We start from the raw sequence: 17,847 nt of genomic DNA on the forward strand, positions 1-17,847 counted from the left end.
GTTGCCGCTATGTCCCGATTTAGAGCTGTTGTCTCGGCCTTTTGCTTGTTGCTGTGTGTCGGCCTTCAAGCGCAAGAGGTTCGTCTGGTAACGGGGGATGGGTATGCGCCTTATACCGCTAAGTCGTTACCGGAGGGGGGCATGCTGGCGCTGGTGGTGCGCAAGGCGTTTGAGTCACGGGGCATGACCAGCTCTGTGCAGTGGCGCCCCTGGAACCGAGGGTTTCTACAAACCCAAAGTGGCCAGTTTGATGCCACCTTCCCTTATATCGTCAGCCCTGAGCGGCAAGCGCTGTTCCTGTATTCGGACCCGCTGTATATCGGCGAGCAGTTTATTTTCAGCCGGGCCGGTGAGCCGATCGACAGCGCTACGCCAGAGACTCTCAGCGGTAAGCGCTTCTGCTACCCGCTGGGCTGGCAGGCGCCAGAGCCGGTCGAACAATTGCTCAAGGCAGGCAAACTACGTCGCCACTCGCCCCAAGGGATGGCCGAGTGCGCGCAGTTGCTGCTGTTAAAACGCGATGATTTTTTTATGGCTGAAAGGCACATGGGGGCCATGGTGCTGGAGCAACTGGGGGCGGCAGCAGAACAGTTCACCCACTCCAGTGAGCCCATCAACCGTAATACCTTGCATTTGGTCATACCTAAAAGTCTGCCCAATGCTCAACAGCTGATGAGTGAGTTCAACCAGGGGCTGGCCGCATTACACGCCAGTGGCGAGTATCAGCGCCTGTTAGATGATTACTTGCGCCGCATAAATGAGCACGTCTCGGTTCTACCCTAAACGAACCTGCTGGGCGTTGTAGGCTGCTGAAAACGGTTCAGACAGCTCAAGCTGACCGACAGTGGCCAACTCCCGAGCACGCCAATGAAGAAAGCTGTCGCTCGGGAAGAAGCCATCACTCTGCGCCATCACATCCGCCATGACGCGCCCCAGTGGGCGCCATTCACTACGGCAACTGCGCAGCAACGGCTCGTCTACCAGCGCGTAAGCGTGCTGACTGAATTCACCCGCGAGCCAGCAGCGGATGTCGGCATTGGCGTGTAGCGCCTGCTGCCACTGCTCAGCCAGCCTAGTGCGTTGCGCGGTCGTTAGTGGTGAGCGCTGCTGGAAGAGCGCTTGCAATTCATCCGGTGTGCGAAGGGAAACGGCTTTACGTGGTGGCCGTTGAGGGTTGGCGCAGGCAACTTCCCACAGCTCTACATTGCTGTCTTGAAGGAGATGAGCAACGCGCGCCAGCAGCAGTTGCTCGCTGCAACTGTCTCCCGTCCAGACGGTTACTGCCTGAGGACCTTGGCTGAGTGCGGACAGCCACATGGCGTCAGCGTCCAGCCCATTGGCGAAGTCGGGTACTGGCTGCATCGACTCATGCCACAGTTGCTGCCAGAAGTGTGCGCGAAGGGTACAGGGCGCCTGGTCGATACCTGCCAGCGGGCCGACGGCCAGATCGTCGCGAAGGACGCGTAAGCCTGAGTTTTCGGCAGGGCTAAGGACCTGCATCACACTGGCTCCTGCCAGATCACCACACACCAGATGCCACATACGCGCTCCTTGCGAGTAGTGCGGGGGTTGCTGCTTCGTGACTCAAGCTGCACCCGCGAAGCGTGAGTATTGCTGCTTTTGGTGGGAACGGCTTTAGCCGTGAATGGGCCAGTCGCAGCAACACATAATTGGGATGAGCATGTGTTGTTCGCGACTGAAGTCGCCCCTACAGAACCTGTATACCTAGTAGGAGCGACATCAGTCGCGCATCGCCTTGTCGGCTTACTTCTTCAACTTAGGGTTAGGGAAGAACTGCACCGCCTGTACGGCCGGGTCAGCGGCTTTAGGTTTAAGCGCGCTGATATTGACCCGCGTCGGCAGCTCGCGGGGCACGGAGTTGCCACGCTCGTCCAGCGTATCCGCATAGCCGCAGGCCACGCATTCGCGGTGCGGCACGCCATCCACTGACCACATCTGGATCTTGTCCATTTCGCTGCACGCCGGGCATACCGCCCCGGCGATAAAGCGCTTGCTGGTCACTTCGCTCATGCTGCCTCCGCGCTCAGGCCCAGGTGGCGCAGCAGGGCGTCGATGCGCGGCTCACGGCCACGGAAGTCAACGAACAACACCATCGGCTCCTGCGAGCCGCCACGGGCCAGAATCGCCTCGCGGAAGGCGCGGCCAGTGTCGCTGTTGAGCACGCCGTCTTCCTCGAATTTGGAGAAGGCATCCGCCGACAGCACTTCCGCCCACTTGTAGCTGTAGTAACCCGCTGCGTAGCCGCCAGCAAAGATGTGCGCAAAGCTGTTCGGGAAGCGGTTGTACGCTGGTGGCTGCATCACGCTGACTTCTTTGCGGATGCCCGCCAGTACGTCGAGCACGCTGCGGCCATCGCCATGGGTGGCGTGCAGTTCGAAGTCGAACAGGCTGAATTCGATCTGGCGCACCATCATCAGGCCGGAGTGGAAGTTCTTCGCCGCCAGCATCTTGGCCAGCAGGTCTTTCGGCAGCGGCTCGCCGCTTTCGTAATGACCGCTGATCAGGGCCAGACCTTCCGGCTCCCAGCACCAGTTCTCCATAAACTGGCTCGGCAGCTCCACCGCATCCCAGGCCACACCGTTGATACCCGAAGCACCAGCATGCTCAACGCGGGTCAGCAGGTGATGCAGGCCATGGCCGAATTCGTGGAACAGGGTGGTGACTTCATCGTGGGTCAGCAGCGCTGGCTTATCGCCCACCGCCGGGGTGAAGTTGCACACCAGATTGGCCACAGGGCTGATCAGCTTGCCGTTCACATCACGACGTTTGTCGCGGGCACCGTCCATCCACGCGCCGCCGCGTTTGTTGGCGCGGGCATACAGGTCGAAGAAGAAGCGGCCAACGTGCTGGCCGTTTTCGCTGATCTCGAACAGGCGGACATCCGGGTGCCAGCCGTCGAAGTCGCTCAGCTCCTTAATCTGGATGCCGTAGAGCTTCTCGACGATGGCGAACAGGCCGCTCAGCACTTTGTCGATCGGGAAGTACGGACGCAGAATTTCCTGGGAAATGCTGTAGCGCTGCTCTTGCAGTTTTTCGCTGTAGTAGGTGGCGTCCCAGCTTTGCAGATCAGCGCAGCCTTGGCTCGCGGCAAAAGCCTTCAGCTCTTCAAGGTCTTTTTCAGCAAACGGTTTGCTGCGTACGGCCAGATCACGCAGGAAGTTCAGCACCTGATCGGTGCTGTCAGCCATCTTGCTGGCCAGGCTCAGCTCGGCGTAGTTGGCAAAGCCCAGCAGCTCGGCCAGTTCTTGGCGCAGGGTGAGGATCTCATTCATCACCGGGCCATTGTCGTTCTGACCGGCGTTCGGGCCTTGGTCGGAGGCGCGGGTGCTGTAAGCGCGGTACACCTCTTCGCGCAGGGCGCGGTCGTTGGCGTAGGTCATCACGGCGATGTAGCTCGGGAATTCAAGGCTGATCAGCCAGCCGTCCAGGCCTTTGGCTTCGGCGGCTTGCTTCATTTGCGCCTTGGCGGAGTCGGTCAGGCCATCCAGCGCGGCTTCATCCGTGACGTGTTTGGTCCAGGCTTGGGTCGCATCCAACAGTTGGTTGGAGAACTTGCTGGACAGCTCGGAGAGCTTCATCTGGATTTCGCCGTAGCGCTTTTGCTTGTCCGCAGGCAGATCAATACCCGACAGGCGGAAGTCGCGCAGGGCGTGTTCGAGGATGGTCTTTTGTGCCACATCAAAGCCAGCCGCTTCCGGGCTGTTGGCCAGCGCCTGATAGGCTTGGAACAGCGGCTGGTTCTGGCCGATTTCGGTCCAGTATTCGGACAGCTTCGGCAAGCAGGCTTCGTATGCAGCGCGCAGTTCGGCGTTGTTGCACACGGCATTCAAATGGCTGATCGGGCTCCAGGCCTGACCCAGACGTGCGCCCAGCTCATCCAGCGCCAGTACCAGACCATCCCAGCTCGGGTTGGCGGCTTGCGCCTCCAGCAGTTTGTTCATGGCCGCACGGTTGTCAGCGAGGATGGCATCAATGGCCGGCTCGACATGTTCCGGACGAATGGCAGAGTACGGCGGCAGATCAAAGGCTTGCAGCAGCGGGTTGTTAGCAGTCACGACAAGGCACCTGTAATAAAAATGAGCGGCCCGGCATTGTGTGAACGCAGTGGCGGGGCCTGGCGGAACAAGGGCGGTGTGTTTACCGCGACGTTGTTCTCAACATGGGGTGTATCTTAATTACAATCAAGGTTTGGCGCAGCTTAAGAGGTTTTAATCGTGTCGATACGTTCTTATAAACAGTGCACCCCGCAACTCGGCGAACGGGTTTTTGTTGATGCCACCGCAGTGGTGCTCGGAGACGTTGAAATCGGCGACGACAGCTCCGTCTGGCCGCTTACCGTGATCCGTGGCGATATGCACCGCATCCGCATTGGCCAGCGCAGCAGCATCCAAGATGGCAGCGTCCTGCACATCACCCACGCCGGGCCGTTCAACCCGGACGGCTACCCGCTGATCATCGGTGACGACGTCACTGTCGGGCACAAGGTCGTGCTGCACGGCTGCACCTTAGGCAGTCGGATTCTGGTGGGCATGGGCAGCATCGTTATGGACGGTGCGGTGGTAGAGGATGAAGTCATCATCGGCGCGGGCAGCCTGGTGCCGCCGGGTAAACGCCTGGAAAGTGGCTACCTCTATGTCGGCAGCCCCGTCAAACAGGCACGGCCATTGACCGAGAAAGAACGCAGCTTCTTCACCTACAGTGCCGGAAACTACGTACGCCTTAAAGATCAGCACCTGGAAGAGGGTTACGCGGGCTAGACCGTCCCGCCTTTATTGACCCACAGCAGGCGGCTCCCGAAGAAGTGGCACGTTTGTCAGTTAAGCATTGCATCTGCGCGCCAGAGGCCTATCCTGCGCGCTTTTTTTATAACAACACTGCAAACTGCCACCACGGGAGCTCCCATGAAACGCTTTATCTCTCCGCTGCTGATGTCCACAGGCTTGGTCATCGGCGGAGAAGCTGTTGCCTCAGATCTGCTGCACTGGCAGGACAACAGCCTGACTTACCTATACGGCCACGACTACAAAATTGATCCGGGCATCCAACAGACCGTCACCTTTGAGCATGTCAGCGGCTGGTCGGTTGGCGACTTGTTCGTGTTCCTGGATGTCATCAAATACAACACGGATGCCACCAACGGCGCAGGTGATGGCCACACCTTCTACGGCGAGATCAGTCCGCGTCTATCATTCGGCAAACTCACCGGCCGCGACCTCAGCTTCGGCTTGGTCAAAGATGTGCTGATCTCCGCTACATACGAGTTCGGTGAAGACGACGTAGACGCCTACCTGATCGGCCCAGCAGTGGACCTGGACATCCCAGGCTTCGACTTCTTTATGCTCAACACCTACCTGCGCACCGTCGACGGCAACCGCGCGGGCTCCAACACCTGGCAGATCACCCCGGCGTGGAGCTACACCATCCCGGTCGGCAACTCAGACATCCTGATCGACGGGTTTATGGACTGGGTGGTGGACAACGACGAAAACAGCCGTGGCGAATACCAAGCCAACCTGCACTTCAACCCGCAGATCAAATACGACCTGGGCAAAGCCCTAAGCTGGGGCGAGAAGCAGCTGTATGTCGGCATTGAATACGACTACTGGAAAAACAAATACGGCATCAAAGACGGCGGTTTCGTCAGCGAAAACTTCGTGGGCTCCACGGACCAAAACACTGCGAGCTTTTTGCTGAAGGCGCATTTCTAAAAGCGAAATCAAGTGGCCAGCCCCGGTTGTGTAGGGGGCTGGCTATTTGGGGTTTGGGGTAGTTGAGGTTTGGCTGCCTATGCGGCAGTGAAGGATACCAAGTTCAACGCTGATGGTGAGTACAATTTCTGAGCTGCCTATGCGGCAGTGAAGTCTGCCGGGTCCATCGTGTTGGCCTCATGCTGTTTCTGAGCTGCCTATGCGGCAGTGAAGTGCCGGGATGGTCCAGTCAACCGGGTTGTCCTTTTCTGAGCTGCCTATGCGGCAGTGAAGGTTGAGGACACCACAGCCACGTTCCTGTTCGACTTTCTGAGCTGCCTATGCGGCAGTGAAGCTGCAGGCGCGGCTGTATCGCTGGTTCACTCATTTCTGAGCTGCCTATGCGGCAGTGAAGACGGTACGTGCTATCCAGAGCGGGCCTAAGCAGTTTCTGAGCTGCCTATGCGGCAGTGAAGCGCGCTCGATTACCTCAGGCCGGTCGGCGTAATTTCTGAGCTGCCTATGCGGCAGTGAAGAAGTAACACCCTTCGGACTTGGCCTGCTCTTCTTTCTGAGCTGCCTATGCGGCAGTGAAGGGCGTCTTGTGCGGCCTGATCGGTATGAGCCTTTTCTGAGCTGCCTATGCGGCAGTGAAGTGGCTGGCACCACAGGTGTACGGCGGCGGCAGTTTCTGAGCTGCCTATGCGGCAGTGAAGACACCAAAGCGGCGGGCACGATCAGCGGCTCATTTCTGAGCTGCCTATGCGGCAGTGAAGGTCGAGATCCGCAAGCCGCTGCTCGAGCAGCATTTCTGAGCTGCCTATGCGGCAGTGAAGAGCCGCTGACAGGTTTTCCTCAATACGCAGCATTTCTGAGCTGCCTATGCGGCAGTGAAGAAGATGCTTGAGATATGCCTTTAGACGCTTAATTTCTGAGCTGCCTATGCGGCAGTGAAGCAGGTTAGTCGAGACGAATCTGGTCAGTTGCATTTCTGAGCTGCCTATGCGGCAGTGAAGTGTCTGCATATTGATCATAGACAGGTTCCCAATTTCTGAGCTGCCTATGCGGCAGTGAAGTGTCCAACCCGCTTTTGCTCTCCGTGGTCATATTTCTGAGCTGCCTATGCGGCAGTGAAGCCGGATTGGCATCACATACCCGGACTACAACGTTTCTGAGCTGCCTATGCGGCAGTGAAGCATCCCGGAAAGCAATGGCTTGATATCTGCGTTTTCTGAGCTGCCTATGCGGCAGTGAAGGCTCTTCGTCTGACGGCTCTTCGTCCTCCTGAGTTTCTGAGCTGCCTATGCGGCAGTGAAGGACACCCGGATCGAGGCGCTTACCAAGCGTTTTTTCTGAGCTGCCTATGCGGCAGTGAAGCGCTGCTGGGGGCTTCCTTGGCTCCTGATATTTTTCTGAGCTGCCTATGCGGCAGTGAAGGTCTAATGAAAAGCATGTTTGATAATTGGGTTTTTCTGAGCTGCCTATGCGGCAGTGAAGACTCTTTGCCGAAGAAAGCAACGTCGCCATTATTTCTGAGCTGCCTATGCGGCAGTGAAGCAAACGCTGGCGCTTTCTTCTGTACTCTTCGCTTTCTGAGCTGCCTATGCGGCAGTGAAGGGGTACGGTATTGCTGCTGCACTTGCGCTGCTTTTCTGAGCTGCCTATGCGGCAGTGAAGCCTCGGCCATTTACGCCGCCCTGCACGTTGAATTTCTGAGCTGCCTATGCGGCAGTGAAGTAGAGCTTAAGCTGCCACAGCCCCTATAGAACAGAGGCTGTGGCAGTTTTGGGGCAGGAAACCCTATTTTTTAGCTGAAATTTAAGTCGTTGATTTTTAAAGAGCTTAATTTCTGTGCGAAAAAAGGGTCAGAACCAGGGCACCGTGGCGGTACTGCTGAGGCCGTAGTGGTTGAAGGTTCCGGGTTGAGGTCTGTCGAGTAGCGGCCCGTGGCGGATAAACAAGTTAAAGCGCTCCCCTGAGCTATTGCTGCGAATGGCCACATAGGGCAGCTCGCAGCGTTTGGCGGCGCTGTCGGGGATGCGCTGGCGGGCCTCTTCTTCGCTGATGCCGTGGCGCTTGATCAGGCGGCGGCGGGCGCGGTCTGGGTTGCTGTCGACCTGTACGCGGCTGACTACACGGTGTTTTGCGTTCGCCGGAACAGCGCTCACTTCACTGCTCTGCACGTGGTCGCGCATACCGGTCAACCAGTTGAGGGCCAGCAACTTGTGCAGCGCCTCGGTTGTACCATGCACGCGTAGGCAGTTGCCTAGGCCGTGAGTGCCACTTTTGACGGTTGGGAAGCTGATACCAATGTCATCGCGGCGCAGATCACTCAGCCCCCGATGCAGTTTGCTGAATAGCGCACTCATCAGTTGCGTCTGGGCAAACTCCGGGTCGGGCAGCAGTTTCAAGTCAAGGTAATGGTCCATGGCTTAGCCCTTGTCGGAGTCACCGAAGACACCGCCGCGAATCAGGGTGGCGATGACGAAGTGCTGCTGCTCGGCTTCCGGGGCTTTGTCTTTAAGCACCCAGTTATCCAACAAAGTGTAGAAGTCCAGCTTCTGTTTGGGTTGGCGATAGGCTTTGCCTTGGGTCGTGACGGAACCGTAGGGTTCAACGGCGATTGGACCGTTGATATCAGCGCCTTCATACCAGGTGTCGATGCTGCGTAAGGCATTGCCGATTTTCTGGGAGTGGATGCCGGCGATTTCGTTAACTGTGTAGAGGGTTTTACTTTTAGTGCCGCGGCTACGGTCAAGAATCAATTCCTGTGATGGGAAGACTTCTTGCCCTGCACCCATGCGTACAAACGCGGTGACTTGCAGCAGCACGTGCTGTTTGCCAGCTAGACCATCGGCAATCAGCGTGCTGAGTTCGTCCAGTTGCTTGGCATCGGCAGGCTGATCAAAGTTGCGCAACGACAGCGCCAGGGCATCGAACGTCCATTGCTTTTGCGCTTTGCCGTCGACCAAGTGAGCGACACTCACTTCAACTTGCTCAGCACCAATACGGTTGCGCCATAGGAAGCGGCCATTGGCCAAGTTGTATGCATAGCGACGGGCCAGCTCGGTAAAGCCGTGGCTATCGACGTAGCCTTGTACTGTTGCCTGCAACTTATCTTTATAGGCGACCTCGTTGCAGGCTGACGGTTGGCCAGTGCCTGCCAGCACGCGCAGGGTGAACTGGGTTTTTAGCGTGTCAGCATCGGCTGGCAGGGCGGCGACATCGACGGTTTGCAAGTTGGGGTTTTCGATGGCTGCGTCGAGTTTTGCCGGGTCTTGGTCTTTGGTCTTCAGACGGTTGGAGATGGTGCCGCGTACGGACTTCTCACGCACTTTAATTGGGCTCCACTCACCGGCTGTGTCGCGCGTGCTCCAGTCTCCTGCGTAAAAGACGGCGTCAGACGGGTCCAGTTTACGTTCGAAGGCCAGTACTGATGCGGTTTTCAAGGTTTCGGTGCTCATCTTTAAAATCCTTATAAGTGATTAGTCGAATTCAATAACCGGCATCGACCGGTAGTCGTTGCGGCAGCGGTACAGGCCGTTTTCGGGCTGGCTATCGGCGTACCAGAGCAGTTGTTGTGGGGCAGAGAGACGGTGGGGGCTTAGCCACTCGCCAATACCGTAGAGGCTCTCGACAAAGCAGAAGGGCGTTTGTCGGTCACGCACATTGGCCACTGTCCCGGCGGGTTGAACCTCAGCTAATGCGCCGTAGCCGACCGGGATGGGCACTATCCAGCCGAGCCCTTTGCGGTCGTGCTGCCACTCGCCTTTGCCTTCTTCATTGGTGTGCCACTGCCAGTTGATACGGGCCAGTGACAGCCAGGCATCAAGCCGGTTGGCACTGGGTTGGCTTACTTGCAGTTCCTGGTGGCGTTGCTCCAGCAGGTCTGGACGCTCAACTAGAGCAAAGCCCGGCAGTAAGCGCAGCTTGAGGGTCCTGAAGGTTTCATCTGAAGCGTCAGCCTGATCAGGCAGTGTCAGCACAAAAGGACGCTGTTTTAAGGCTGGCACCTGGTTTTCGACCACGCTGCCACCGGCAATACGCATTTGCTCAAGGAGACCGCGAATGTGTTTGGCCAGCTCTGCGTGGGCCGCATCGTTCGCCAGGCTTGACCCTTTCACGGCAAACACCAGGCTGATATCCAGGTGGACACGGCCTTCTTCGACAATGGCTGCTGTGTTGCCTTTGTCATCCACCGGGTTGCGTGTCAGGCGGAACTCGTTAACGAAGCCGCCTTCGGTGATCTGTTCTTCAACACTGTGAGCCACCACGCCGACGGCGTTGAATTGCAGGTCCAGTCCCGCTGCACTGGTCTTACGCTCCAGCGCCCACATCAGGCCAAGAAACGCAGTGATGGACGGAAAGCCATGGGTCAGTGGGCTGGAGATGGCGTTGGCGTTTTGCACGCGTAAGCGGGGGATCACCAGCAGGTGGTCTACATGAGGACACTCAGCCATGGCTGACCTCCTCTCCGCTTGCCGGAGCTACAGCACGGCGCTGCATGGGCGCAGGCCAGTCCACATCAATTATGGCCTGGCGCGCCCAATGGGCATGCTCGGCATCGCCTACGGGCAAGCCGTTCTCGATCAGAATGGCGTTGAGCCAAAGACCAAAACGGTGCGCAACATGGTCAGGCCAGTCTTTAGCTTCATAGGCTTGTTTAAAGGCCTGATCTTCCTCTTCGTGTCCCGGCCGAAGCGGTAGATCGGCGCGTTCCGGGTCGAGCCACAGTTGCTTGGAAAGCGGCAGGCGGCAGTCTTCATCCTGCGTCCAACCGATTTTTTGCTGGGCCTGAATGGACGCACCAAAGGCGGCGAGTGATTCGCCCAGCGAGCGCTCAATCCGCTCACGCTTTTGTCGGGTTTCCAGGGTCGGTGTTGGGTTGCTTTTTAGCAGTTTTAATAGGGCAGCAATCAGCTCGGGTACGTCTTCATAACGGGAAAAACGAGGCAGCACCGAATCAACAAAAAACAAATGACGTGGGCGCTTCAGATCCCAGTTAGGTGGCCTTGAGGCCAGTAAATAATTCACTCCGCCGCGCTCGCTGTTGAGTTGGCTGATGTTCTGTGGCTTGGTGCCGCCCAGCTTGCGTGCCACCAAATCGCGATAGTCATGGTAGGGCGCATCGTGGGGCTTGCCGTCGCGCTTGGCCTGACGTGCGAGTTTGTTGGCTTCGCCAAAGCGGGCATCGTTGATGTCCTGATGCACCGCATGGGTCAGGCTGCTGGCAAATAAAGGCAGCAAGAGGTGATAGCCATTGTCGTCGGCGGGTTCGCCGCTGATGCTCCAGTAGAGTTGCTTGGCCAAACTGTGGGAGCTGAGTTTGTCTGCTGAGCGCACCAGCCCTTTAAATGCATCCGCCCATTGCGTAGCGGTTGCCGGGTCGTCGTGCAGGGCCGCGATCAGGTCGTTGTCACCGGCTTGCAGCCAGTCGAGCAGGCGTTTGCCTTCGACTTCAACCTTTAAAAACTTATACACATCCAGCGCAGCGGCATTGCCCACAATATCGTCGGCATAGTCACCACCGAGCAGGTGGGTGCCGATTTCACTGTGCTGGTGCAGTGTGTTTGGTTGGCTGTACAGGCTGCTGCCCCGGGCATCCGGGTGGGTCGCCTTGAGGACGTGGGTTACGGCCTGAATTTGTGAAACCCGCCGCGCCGCATCGGCGAGCCAAGCTCCGTATTCATATTTACCCGCAGCTTCTGCTGCGGCGCCTTCCTTCAAGCCTTTGAGCTTTGCCTCGCGCCTTTCTTCGATAAAACTGGAGATGGCGATTCGGAAAGCTGACTTGCGATCAGGTTCCTGCATAACTCCCTCCCATGGTTTACACCTCATATTTACGAGTGCTGAATGTGTGTTTATCGCTTCTTCGCAAACCCCAATTGCGGGTGATACCGCCACCCTTGTTTACTCTCAATCACGCTGACCGTTGTAAAGCGTTCTGCGCAGCGTCGCTGTGACAGGTCTTGTGCTTCGGCCAATTCGTTAAGCAGTGTTAGCAGATCGTCCTGGCCCCAATGATTGATGCGTGGGCCAAGCGTTAACTGTAGGCGTTCGATCTGGCTTTCGGCTGTGGTGTAGATCGCCGGCTCTTTGCCTTGGGCCTGTTGATGGATGCGGTGCAGCGTGAGCTGTTCGCCGTCTTCATCAGGCAAAAACAGCAGCTCGGTTTCTTTTGCTGTTTGCTGGCGAAACGGTTGTTGTTGCGGCAGCACCCAGGTCAGCCCAGCCTGAGGGTATTGCCAGGCGCTGGCGGCATTGAGGGTTTCGCCTACAGGTTTCGCTCCGCGCTGACGCGGTTGCGGGGTGACGGGCAGCATACGTTCGGCCATGCGCGCGTGCTCCAGGTCTACCAAGCTGTGCTGCGGCTGCCAGCTTTGTGCCGGGCGCGGTTGAATGCGCGGGGTGGCCGAGAGGATGCGGTACTCATCCTCATGTAAGGCATTGCTCAGGCGGCGTTTGATCAGGCGAAATGGGCTGTTGGCAAAGATGTCTGCACTTTCAAAGCCGGGTTTGATAAAGGCGGCTTTAGGGTGGCCGTTGCGGTCTTTGTCTTGGCTGAAATACTTAAGGTTGGTATCAAAAATCAGGATGTTGGGCGTTTGGCAGGGTTGGTTGCGGTGGCGTTGCACGCGTCCGGCCAGCTGGATCAGCGAGCGCATGGAGGAGGGCTCCACCACTGCCCAGTCGTAATCATGATCACGTCCCACTTCTGTTACCGGCGAGCCGAGCACGACAAACAGCTGGTGCTGCTCGGGATGCGTATCCAGCGCCTGACTAATCTCCGGGATATCAAATACCGCCATTGGCATGCGGCGGTTGAGGCAGGTATCCAGCCGGTTCTCGATAGCGGAGCGTTGCAACAGCGGGAAGCGGGAGTGATAGACGCACAGGTGAATGCGCTGATCATCCGCCGCACCCAGGCGCAGCAGCTCCTGCGCGACGTCAAACAGCGGATCGATATTAGCCATACGCACCAGGCCGAAGCTGACCTGCTTGCCACTGTGAGGGCAGGTGCTGTGATGGCGGCTGTGGGCCAGTTGGATGGCCTTATGTACTTCGCTGGCAAAGGCGGCGCGCACGGCGTCCTGTTGTTTGGCGCTGATGTTGAGGGGCAGCAGTTCGGCGCGGCGCTTGGCTCCGTCGCGCTCAATGCTCTGTGCCAACGCCTGTACGCGGCGCGAGACAAAGGCTTGATGCGCCTCGCTGAAACTGGCGGCCTCGCTGAGGGTGTCCGGCTGCGCGGTAAATTCATCGACCCATAGGCAGGCGATTTGCAGGGGACTGTCCTGTTCGCCGTGCTGGCCGCGATTGAGTTGGTAATGCTGTCGGCCGGCGCGGTAGGCGTGGAACATGCCTTCAACCAACGCAGGCGGTAAGGTGGCAGAGGAGAGCAGTACGCGGCTGCCCAGCAGCCCGGCCCAGTACACCAGGCGGGTCAGGGCGGGGAGGTCGTCGAGATCGAAGTCATCCAGTTCATCCAGCACCAGATCACTGCTCATCAGGCGCAGCATGGGGGCGATTTGTCGGCCTGCACGCTGCGCTTCAGTGGCGGGCATCAGGTGGTCGATGGTGCACGCCAGCATTGGCGCGGACAGCAGGGCGCGGATGCGATCATCGTGCATGGCTTTGCTTAGCAGCGGATGGCTGTCGTGCTGGCCTTCGAACAGAACGTGGCTGTCCTCTTCGATCAGCTCCTGAATCGACTCTGAACCGGTGTTCTGCGCTTGCTCCTGGTAATACTCGAACAGGCTGCGACTGGCGGAACCACCCACGCGAATGGCCAGCTCGTCTTCGTCCAGATGCAGGTCTTGCCGGTAGCTGCGGCCGGTTTGTAGCGTCAGTGTGCGCAGCCCCAGGGCAAAGGTGGCGCGCATGCCGTGATGCGGATCAGCCAGGGCATATAGGACGCGGGCATTGGCAAGGGTTTTGCCGCAACCGGTCGACGCCATATTGACGATGAACGCGCCGTGCTCAGCCGCTTGTGCGCGCAATGCGGTGGCGGCATCAAAGGCTTTATCCTGCCAGCGAAAACGCTCGCTGCTGCTGCGTTTTTTCAGGCCGCGATGGCGGCTCAGACGTGGAAGGTGTCGCTCAAAACCAGGCAAGCTATGGCTGATGCTGCCTGCTAAACGGGCAACGCCGAGCAGGTGCTCGTCCAGCGGCTGTTTGAGTTTGCCGTGCTTATCGGTATTGGCGAAGAGGTTGGGGTTGGCGTCGCCCTTGACCCGTTCGGCGGATTTGCCGTCCAGGCTTGAGTAGTGGTGGTCAGCCAGCATCAGACACAAGCGAGCCAGGTGCATCACGTAGGGATTGTCCAACCAGCTTGCTTTACCCGGCTTGTTGTTCAGGGCTTGCAGGCGTGTTGCCAGCTTGGCAGCTTGGGCGCGCCATTTAGGCAGAGCGACGGGCAGCTCATGAGCAAAATCCCAATATGCCTCGATATGGGGGCGTGATGCCTGCTGTTTGATTTCGTTCCAGTCGCTGCTGACACTTTCCAGCAGATCAGCCAGCTCCGGGGCTTTTAATAGAGGCGCTTGTTTGCCCAGAAAGGCTTGTTGGCCATCGGGGTTGTAGACCGGTTTAACCGGCAAGCGGTGATGGGTGACCACCAGCCAGGCAATTGCTGCCGCCAGCGGTGGCAGGCCTTTAAAAGGTGGCGGTGTATCGGCATCCAGGCCATCTCGTCGGTAGCGGTCGGCGGTGAGCCAACTGGCGTCGTCTTCAGCAGTCGGGCTGGCCAGTCTCGCCAGCCAAGTGGCGTCGTCATCCTGGCCGACGAATGCCAGAAACAGGCGCAGCGATACCCATTCATGGCGATAGAGGTTCTTTTCCCGCACGTTGCTGCGCAAGCGCTGTTGAAAGGCCACACTGGCCTTGCCCAAGTCGTGGAGCAGGGCGGCGAGTTGAGCCAGTAGCTTGATGTCTTCGCCGGTGTGCCAGTTGTTTTCATCGGCGCTGCGTAGCACATCGCGTCGGGTTGTGTTGGTGGGCACTGCGCCTTGCTCGTTAAAACGGCTGGCGTCCCCGACTATCCACAGCAGCTCGCTGTGATCCTTGCCGCGTATCCAGTGACAAGCCACAGCGGTGTTTTTACGGGCGGTTTTACGCAGGAGTTTGCGCAGCGTATCCAGACCGGCCTGGGTAATCGGCGTTTGCCAGGTGCGTTCGCCCCGGCGCTCGGCGAACTGATCGAGAATGCGCCGGGTTTCCACCAGTGCGCGTTTCTCGCACTGAGCAATTAGCAGAATATTCATCGGCCGGTATGCTCGGCGACATCCTTGAGGGTGTCGATCATGAAATCCAGCGCTTCACTGCGTGTGAGGTTTTCGATACAGGCTTGGCGGAATTCCTGCTCTTCATCGCCGCGCACCGCCGATATAAATGCCTGCGGCAGGATGGTGGCGTCCTTGATCAGATCTGCGACATCAAACACCAGACCGCCGCGCCGGGTCTTGCCATGCAGCACAGCCAATCCATGGGGAATCCCCAATACCCATGTGGCGCTGGCTGCGAGGCCATAGGCCAGATAATTGCCGTGATCGAGAAAACGATTGGCCGGGTCGCCACCTGTGCCGTTTTTGGCCCGGACAAAATCGCCATAGCCGCTGGCACGGGCAGCTAATGCAAACAGTTGCTTGCTTAGGCGGGCTTCTTCAGTCAGCAGGTGCGTGTTATCGGGCAGGTTTTCGAGGGTGCGCAGTGAGGCGTCGAGGGCGCGCTCAAGCTCGGCATGATCAATATTGAAGCCCGCGTCGCGTAAGGTTCGGCTTTGCCAGCTCTGGCGGATGCGGTTGAGGCGGGCACGTTGGAAGCTTTTGGCGGCTGCCAGGCGCAGGCTGTCGTCAAACCAGAAGCGTACCCAATGCTGCAAGTATTCAGTGGGGCGGTATTCACTCTGCGGGGAAAACCACGCCACCTCGACATCGACCTCATTGGCTGAAAACAGCGGAGTACCTCCGCCACCACAAAACCCGACCAACACACCGGCTTTGGCCAGCTCGCGCATGGCGGCCTGAGTAATAGAGGTGCCGGTGCCGAGCAAAATAGTGGTGGTATTGGCGATGGGGATATTCCAGTACAGCGACTGTTTACCCGTATCGGTGACGTATTCGACGCGCCCACCATTTACCAGCACCCGGCAATGTTGCAGGTAGTAAAGGTTGGCGCGTTTGGAGTGCAGAATCGACTTGAGGTCACTGGGACTCAGATCATCCATGAGCAGTCTGCCATTTTGAGTTTTGATGGCATTTTGACTGTGTTGACTAAAAATGGAAGTAGACGAAGGGCCAGTATGTGAGTGAGTCAGGACCCTTTTTTTGGATGATTATTTGAGCCCTGATAAATCAATGGCTTAGCCAGAGGGCATAAAAAAGGGTTTGAAGGCATCTGTCGGTTGTCAGGCTTACCCGGCTTGGCTTTTGCGAGTAATGTTTCTACTTCACTGCCGAATAGGCAGCTCAGAAAACAGCGCAACAGAGCCAGAGCTTGAAGTAACCCTTCACTGCCGAATAGGCAGCTCAGAAATGATAGTAGTAAGGGGACTAGAAAGGGTGCCGCTTCACTGCCGAATAGGCAGCTCAGAAAAAGCTAAGAGGAAAGGTCCACCTGACTTGCTTCTTCACTGCCGAATAGGCAGCTCAGAAAGATAATCGTTACTACGAGGATACCCTTGATTTCTTCACTGCCGAATAGGCAGCTCAGAAAGTGCTGAGCTGCAAGCCGATGTGCTGGCTCAGCTTCACTGCCGAATAGGCAGCTCAGAAATACGACGACCGCTTCGACTTCCATGCCATCGCCTTCACTGCCGAATAGGCAGCTCAGAAACGGGTGCGTTCTGCTGTACTGACAGGCCTGAGCTTCACTGCCGAATAGGCAGCTCAGAAATGGGGCTTATGGGTCCTCCCGAGGGGGTGGTGCTTCACTGCCGAATAGGCAGCTCAGAAAAAACCCAAGAGCTCGAAACCGTCCGGCGAGGCCTTCACTGCCGAATAGGCAGCTCAGAAATGAGCATCCAGCACCCTCCATGCTCTTTGCCACTTCACTGCCGAATAGGCAGCTCAGAAATGCTGTAATCCTCGACCATATCAAGCCTTACACTTCACTGCCGAATAGGCAGCTCAGAAAATGTCGGAATTGTCGCGCAATGCAACGGCTACCTTCACTGCCGAATAGGCAGCTCAGAAATCTTGGGCTTTCTTCTGCCGCTCAAGCCCGTCCTTCACTGCCGAATAGGCAGCTCAGAAATACGGCACCGTGGGTGATCGTGGCGAGCAGATCTTCACTGCCGAATAGGCAGCTCAGAAAAAATCTTTACTACTGTCCGGACTGCGAGGCTCCTTCACTGCCGAATAGGCAGCTCAGAAATTGTTAACCTGGTTCGATTGCCTGGTTGGGAACTTCACTGCCGAATAGGCAGCTCAGAAAGACTTGATCACGTTGACGGTGCGGATCTCGTCCTTCACTGCCGAATAGGCAGCTCAGAAAAAACATTCAAAATACGATTACGAACAGACGAACTTCACTGCCGAATAGGCAGCTCAGAAATAAAGGCGGCGAGAAAGCAGGCCGTTTGGTTTCTTCACTGCCGAATAGGCAGCTCAGAAAAGCGTCCAGATCGCCAGCTTAGCGTTGGTCTTCTTCACTGCCGAATAGGCAGCTCAGAAAGTTGTGGTGCGCGTAGCCGATGGCGTGGGCGACTTCACTGCCGAATAGGCAGCTCAGAAAAGAAAACATCGCCGCTTACCGCCAGCACAAGACTTCACTGCCGAATAGGCAGCTCAGAAATCTGCGCCGGTACGAATACTGGTAGGGCCAAACTTCACTGCCGAATAGGCAGCTCAGAAACACGGGCGCGCCCACCGGAGCACATTACCCGCCTTCACTGCCGAATAGGCAGCTCAGAAAAAAATGACCCTTATCAAATTCGAAGCTGATCCCTTCACTGCCGAATAGGCAGCTCAGAAAAGTCGCCGCTGGATTGTCTTCGTCATCAAAGCCTTCACTGCCGAATAGGCAGCTCAGAAATGGCACCTTGGTATGGCAGCAAGCACAGAGACCTTCACTGCCGAATAGGCAGCTCAGAAATCATCCCGAAAGTACAGCGATCTTGATATAGCCTTCACTGCCGAATAGG

General features: G+C 57.5%; 12 protein-coding genes and 2 CRISPR repeat arrays (1 of these 14 only partly in view). Of the genes, 3 read left to right on the top strand and 9 right to left on the bottom strand.

What is annotated here, in order from left to right; translation table 11 throughout:
- The first annotated feature begins 9 nt into the window (after nt 1-9).
- The gene (locus WG219_01240) at nt 10-783 is read left to right on the top strand and encodes a transporter substrate-binding domain-containing protein (GenBank protein WXL26140.1); all 774 of its coding nucleotides are present in this window, start codon (nt 10-12) and stop codon (nt 781-783) included.
- Here the strand turns inward: WG219_01240 and WG219_01245 are convergent.
- The 3 genes from WG219_01245 to prlC all read right to left on the bottom strand — a co-directional run bounded on the left by WG219_01245 (nt 775) and on the right by prlC (nt 4,076).
- On the bottom strand, nt 775-1,542 hold the full coding sequence (locus WG219_01245) for a DUF3658 domain-containing protein (protein WXL26141.1): 768 nt from the start codon (nt 1,540-1,542) through the stop codon (nt 775-777). The genes WG219_01240 and WG219_01245 overlap by 9 nt on opposite strands.
- 222 nt (nt 1,543-1,764) lie before the next feature.
- Complete coding sequence (locus WG219_01250) at nt 1,765-2,031, bottom strand: YheV family putative zinc ribbon protein (GenBank protein WXL26142.1); 267 nt, start codon at nt 2,029-2,031, stop codon at nt 1,765-1,767.
- Nucleotides 2,028-4,076 (bottom strand): oligopeptidase A, encoded by a 2,049-nt coding sequence (gene prlC / locus WG219_01255; GenBank protein ID WXL26143.1) that lies wholly within the window; start codon nt 4,074-4,076, stop codon nt 2,028-2,030. Before prlC ends, WG219_01250 begins: the two co-directional genes overlap by 4 nt.
- Nucleotides 4,077-4,235: 159 nt before the next feature.
- Here prlC and WG219_01260 point away from each other — a divergent pair, with 159 nt between their 5' ends.
- Together WG219_01260 and WG219_01265 are read left to right on the top strand one after the other, a co-directional pair.
- On the top strand, nt 4,236-4,778 hold the full coding sequence (locus tag WG219_01260) for a gamma carbonic anhydrase family protein (protein ID WXL26144.1): 543 nt from the start codon (nt 4,236-4,238) through the stop codon (nt 4,776-4,778).
- Nucleotides 4,779-4,922: 144 nt separating this feature from the next.
- Nucleotides 4,923-5,729 (top strand): outer membrane protein OmpK, encoded by an 807-nt coding sequence (locus WG219_01265; protein ID WXL26145.1) that lies wholly within the window; start codon nt 4,923-4,925, stop codon nt 5,727-5,729.
- A gap of 65 nt (nt 5,730-5,794) precedes the next feature.
- Nucleotides 5,795-7,445: direct repeats of the CRISPR family, unit length 28 nt; unit sequence TTTCTGAGCTGCCTATGCGGCAGTGAAG.
- A gap of 128 nt (nt 7,446-7,573) precedes the next feature.
- On the opposite strand, the gene cas6f is transcribed toward WG219_01265, so the two are convergent.
- From cas6f to cas1f, 6 genes are read right to left on the bottom strand one after another with little or no spacing between them, the layout of a single operon-like run.
- On the bottom strand, nt 7,574-8,137 hold the full coding sequence (gene cas6f, locus WG219_01270; GenBank protein ID WXL26146.1) for a type I-F CRISPR-associated endoribonuclease Cas6/Csy4: 564 nt from the start codon (nt 8,135-8,137) through the stop codon (nt 7,574-7,576).
- 3 nt (nt 8,138-8,140) lie between these two features.
- On the bottom strand, nt 8,141-9,172 hold the full coding sequence (gene csy3 / locus WG219_01275; protein ID WXL26147.1) for a type I-F CRISPR-associated protein Csy3: 1,032 nt from the start codon (nt 9,170-9,172) through the stop codon (nt 8,141-8,143).
- A 21-nt stretch (nt 9,173-9,193) separates the two neighbouring features.
- The gene (gene csy2 / locus WG219_01280; protein ID WXL26148.1) at nt 9,194-10,168 is read right to left on the bottom strand and encodes a type I-F CRISPR-associated protein Csy2; all 975 of its coding nucleotides are present in this window, start codon (nt 10,166-10,168) and stop codon (nt 9,194-9,196) included.
- Nucleotides 10,161-11,519 carry a type I-F CRISPR-associated protein Csy1 gene (gene csy1 / locus WG219_01285; protein WXL26149.1) on the bottom strand — a complete coding sequence of 453 codons (1,359 nt, stop codon included), beginning with the start codon at nt 11,517-11,519 and terminating at the stop codon, nt 10,161-10,163. The genes csy2 and csy1 overlap by 8 nt, the downstream gene beginning before the upstream one ends.
- 50 nt (nt 11,520-11,569) lie before the next feature.
- On the bottom strand, nt 11,570-14,968 hold the full coding sequence (gene cas3f / locus WG219_01290) for a type I-F CRISPR-associated helicase Cas3f (GenBank protein ID WXL26150.1): 3,399 nt from the start codon (nt 14,966-14,968) through the stop codon (nt 11,570-11,572).
- Complete coding sequence (gene cas1f / locus WG219_01295; GenBank protein WXL26151.1) at nt 14,965-15,930, bottom strand: type I-F CRISPR-associated endonuclease Cas1f; 966 nt, start codon at nt 15,928-15,930, stop codon at nt 14,965-14,967. Before cas1f ends, cas3f begins: the two co-directional genes overlap by 4 nt.
- A gap of 220 nt (nt 15,931-16,150) precedes the next feature.
- A CRISPR array of direct repeats spans nt 16,151-17,847; the repeat unit is 28 nt; unit sequence CTTCACTGCCGAATAGGCAGCTCAGAAA; it runs 191 nt beyond the window's last position.

Source organism: Pseudomonas mendocina (assembly GCA_037482215.1).
In the GTDB taxonomy this organism is placed as follows: domain Bacteria; phylum Pseudomonadota; class Gammaproteobacteria; order Pseudomonadales; family Pseudomonadaceae; genus Aquipseudomonas; species Aquipseudomonas mendocina_E.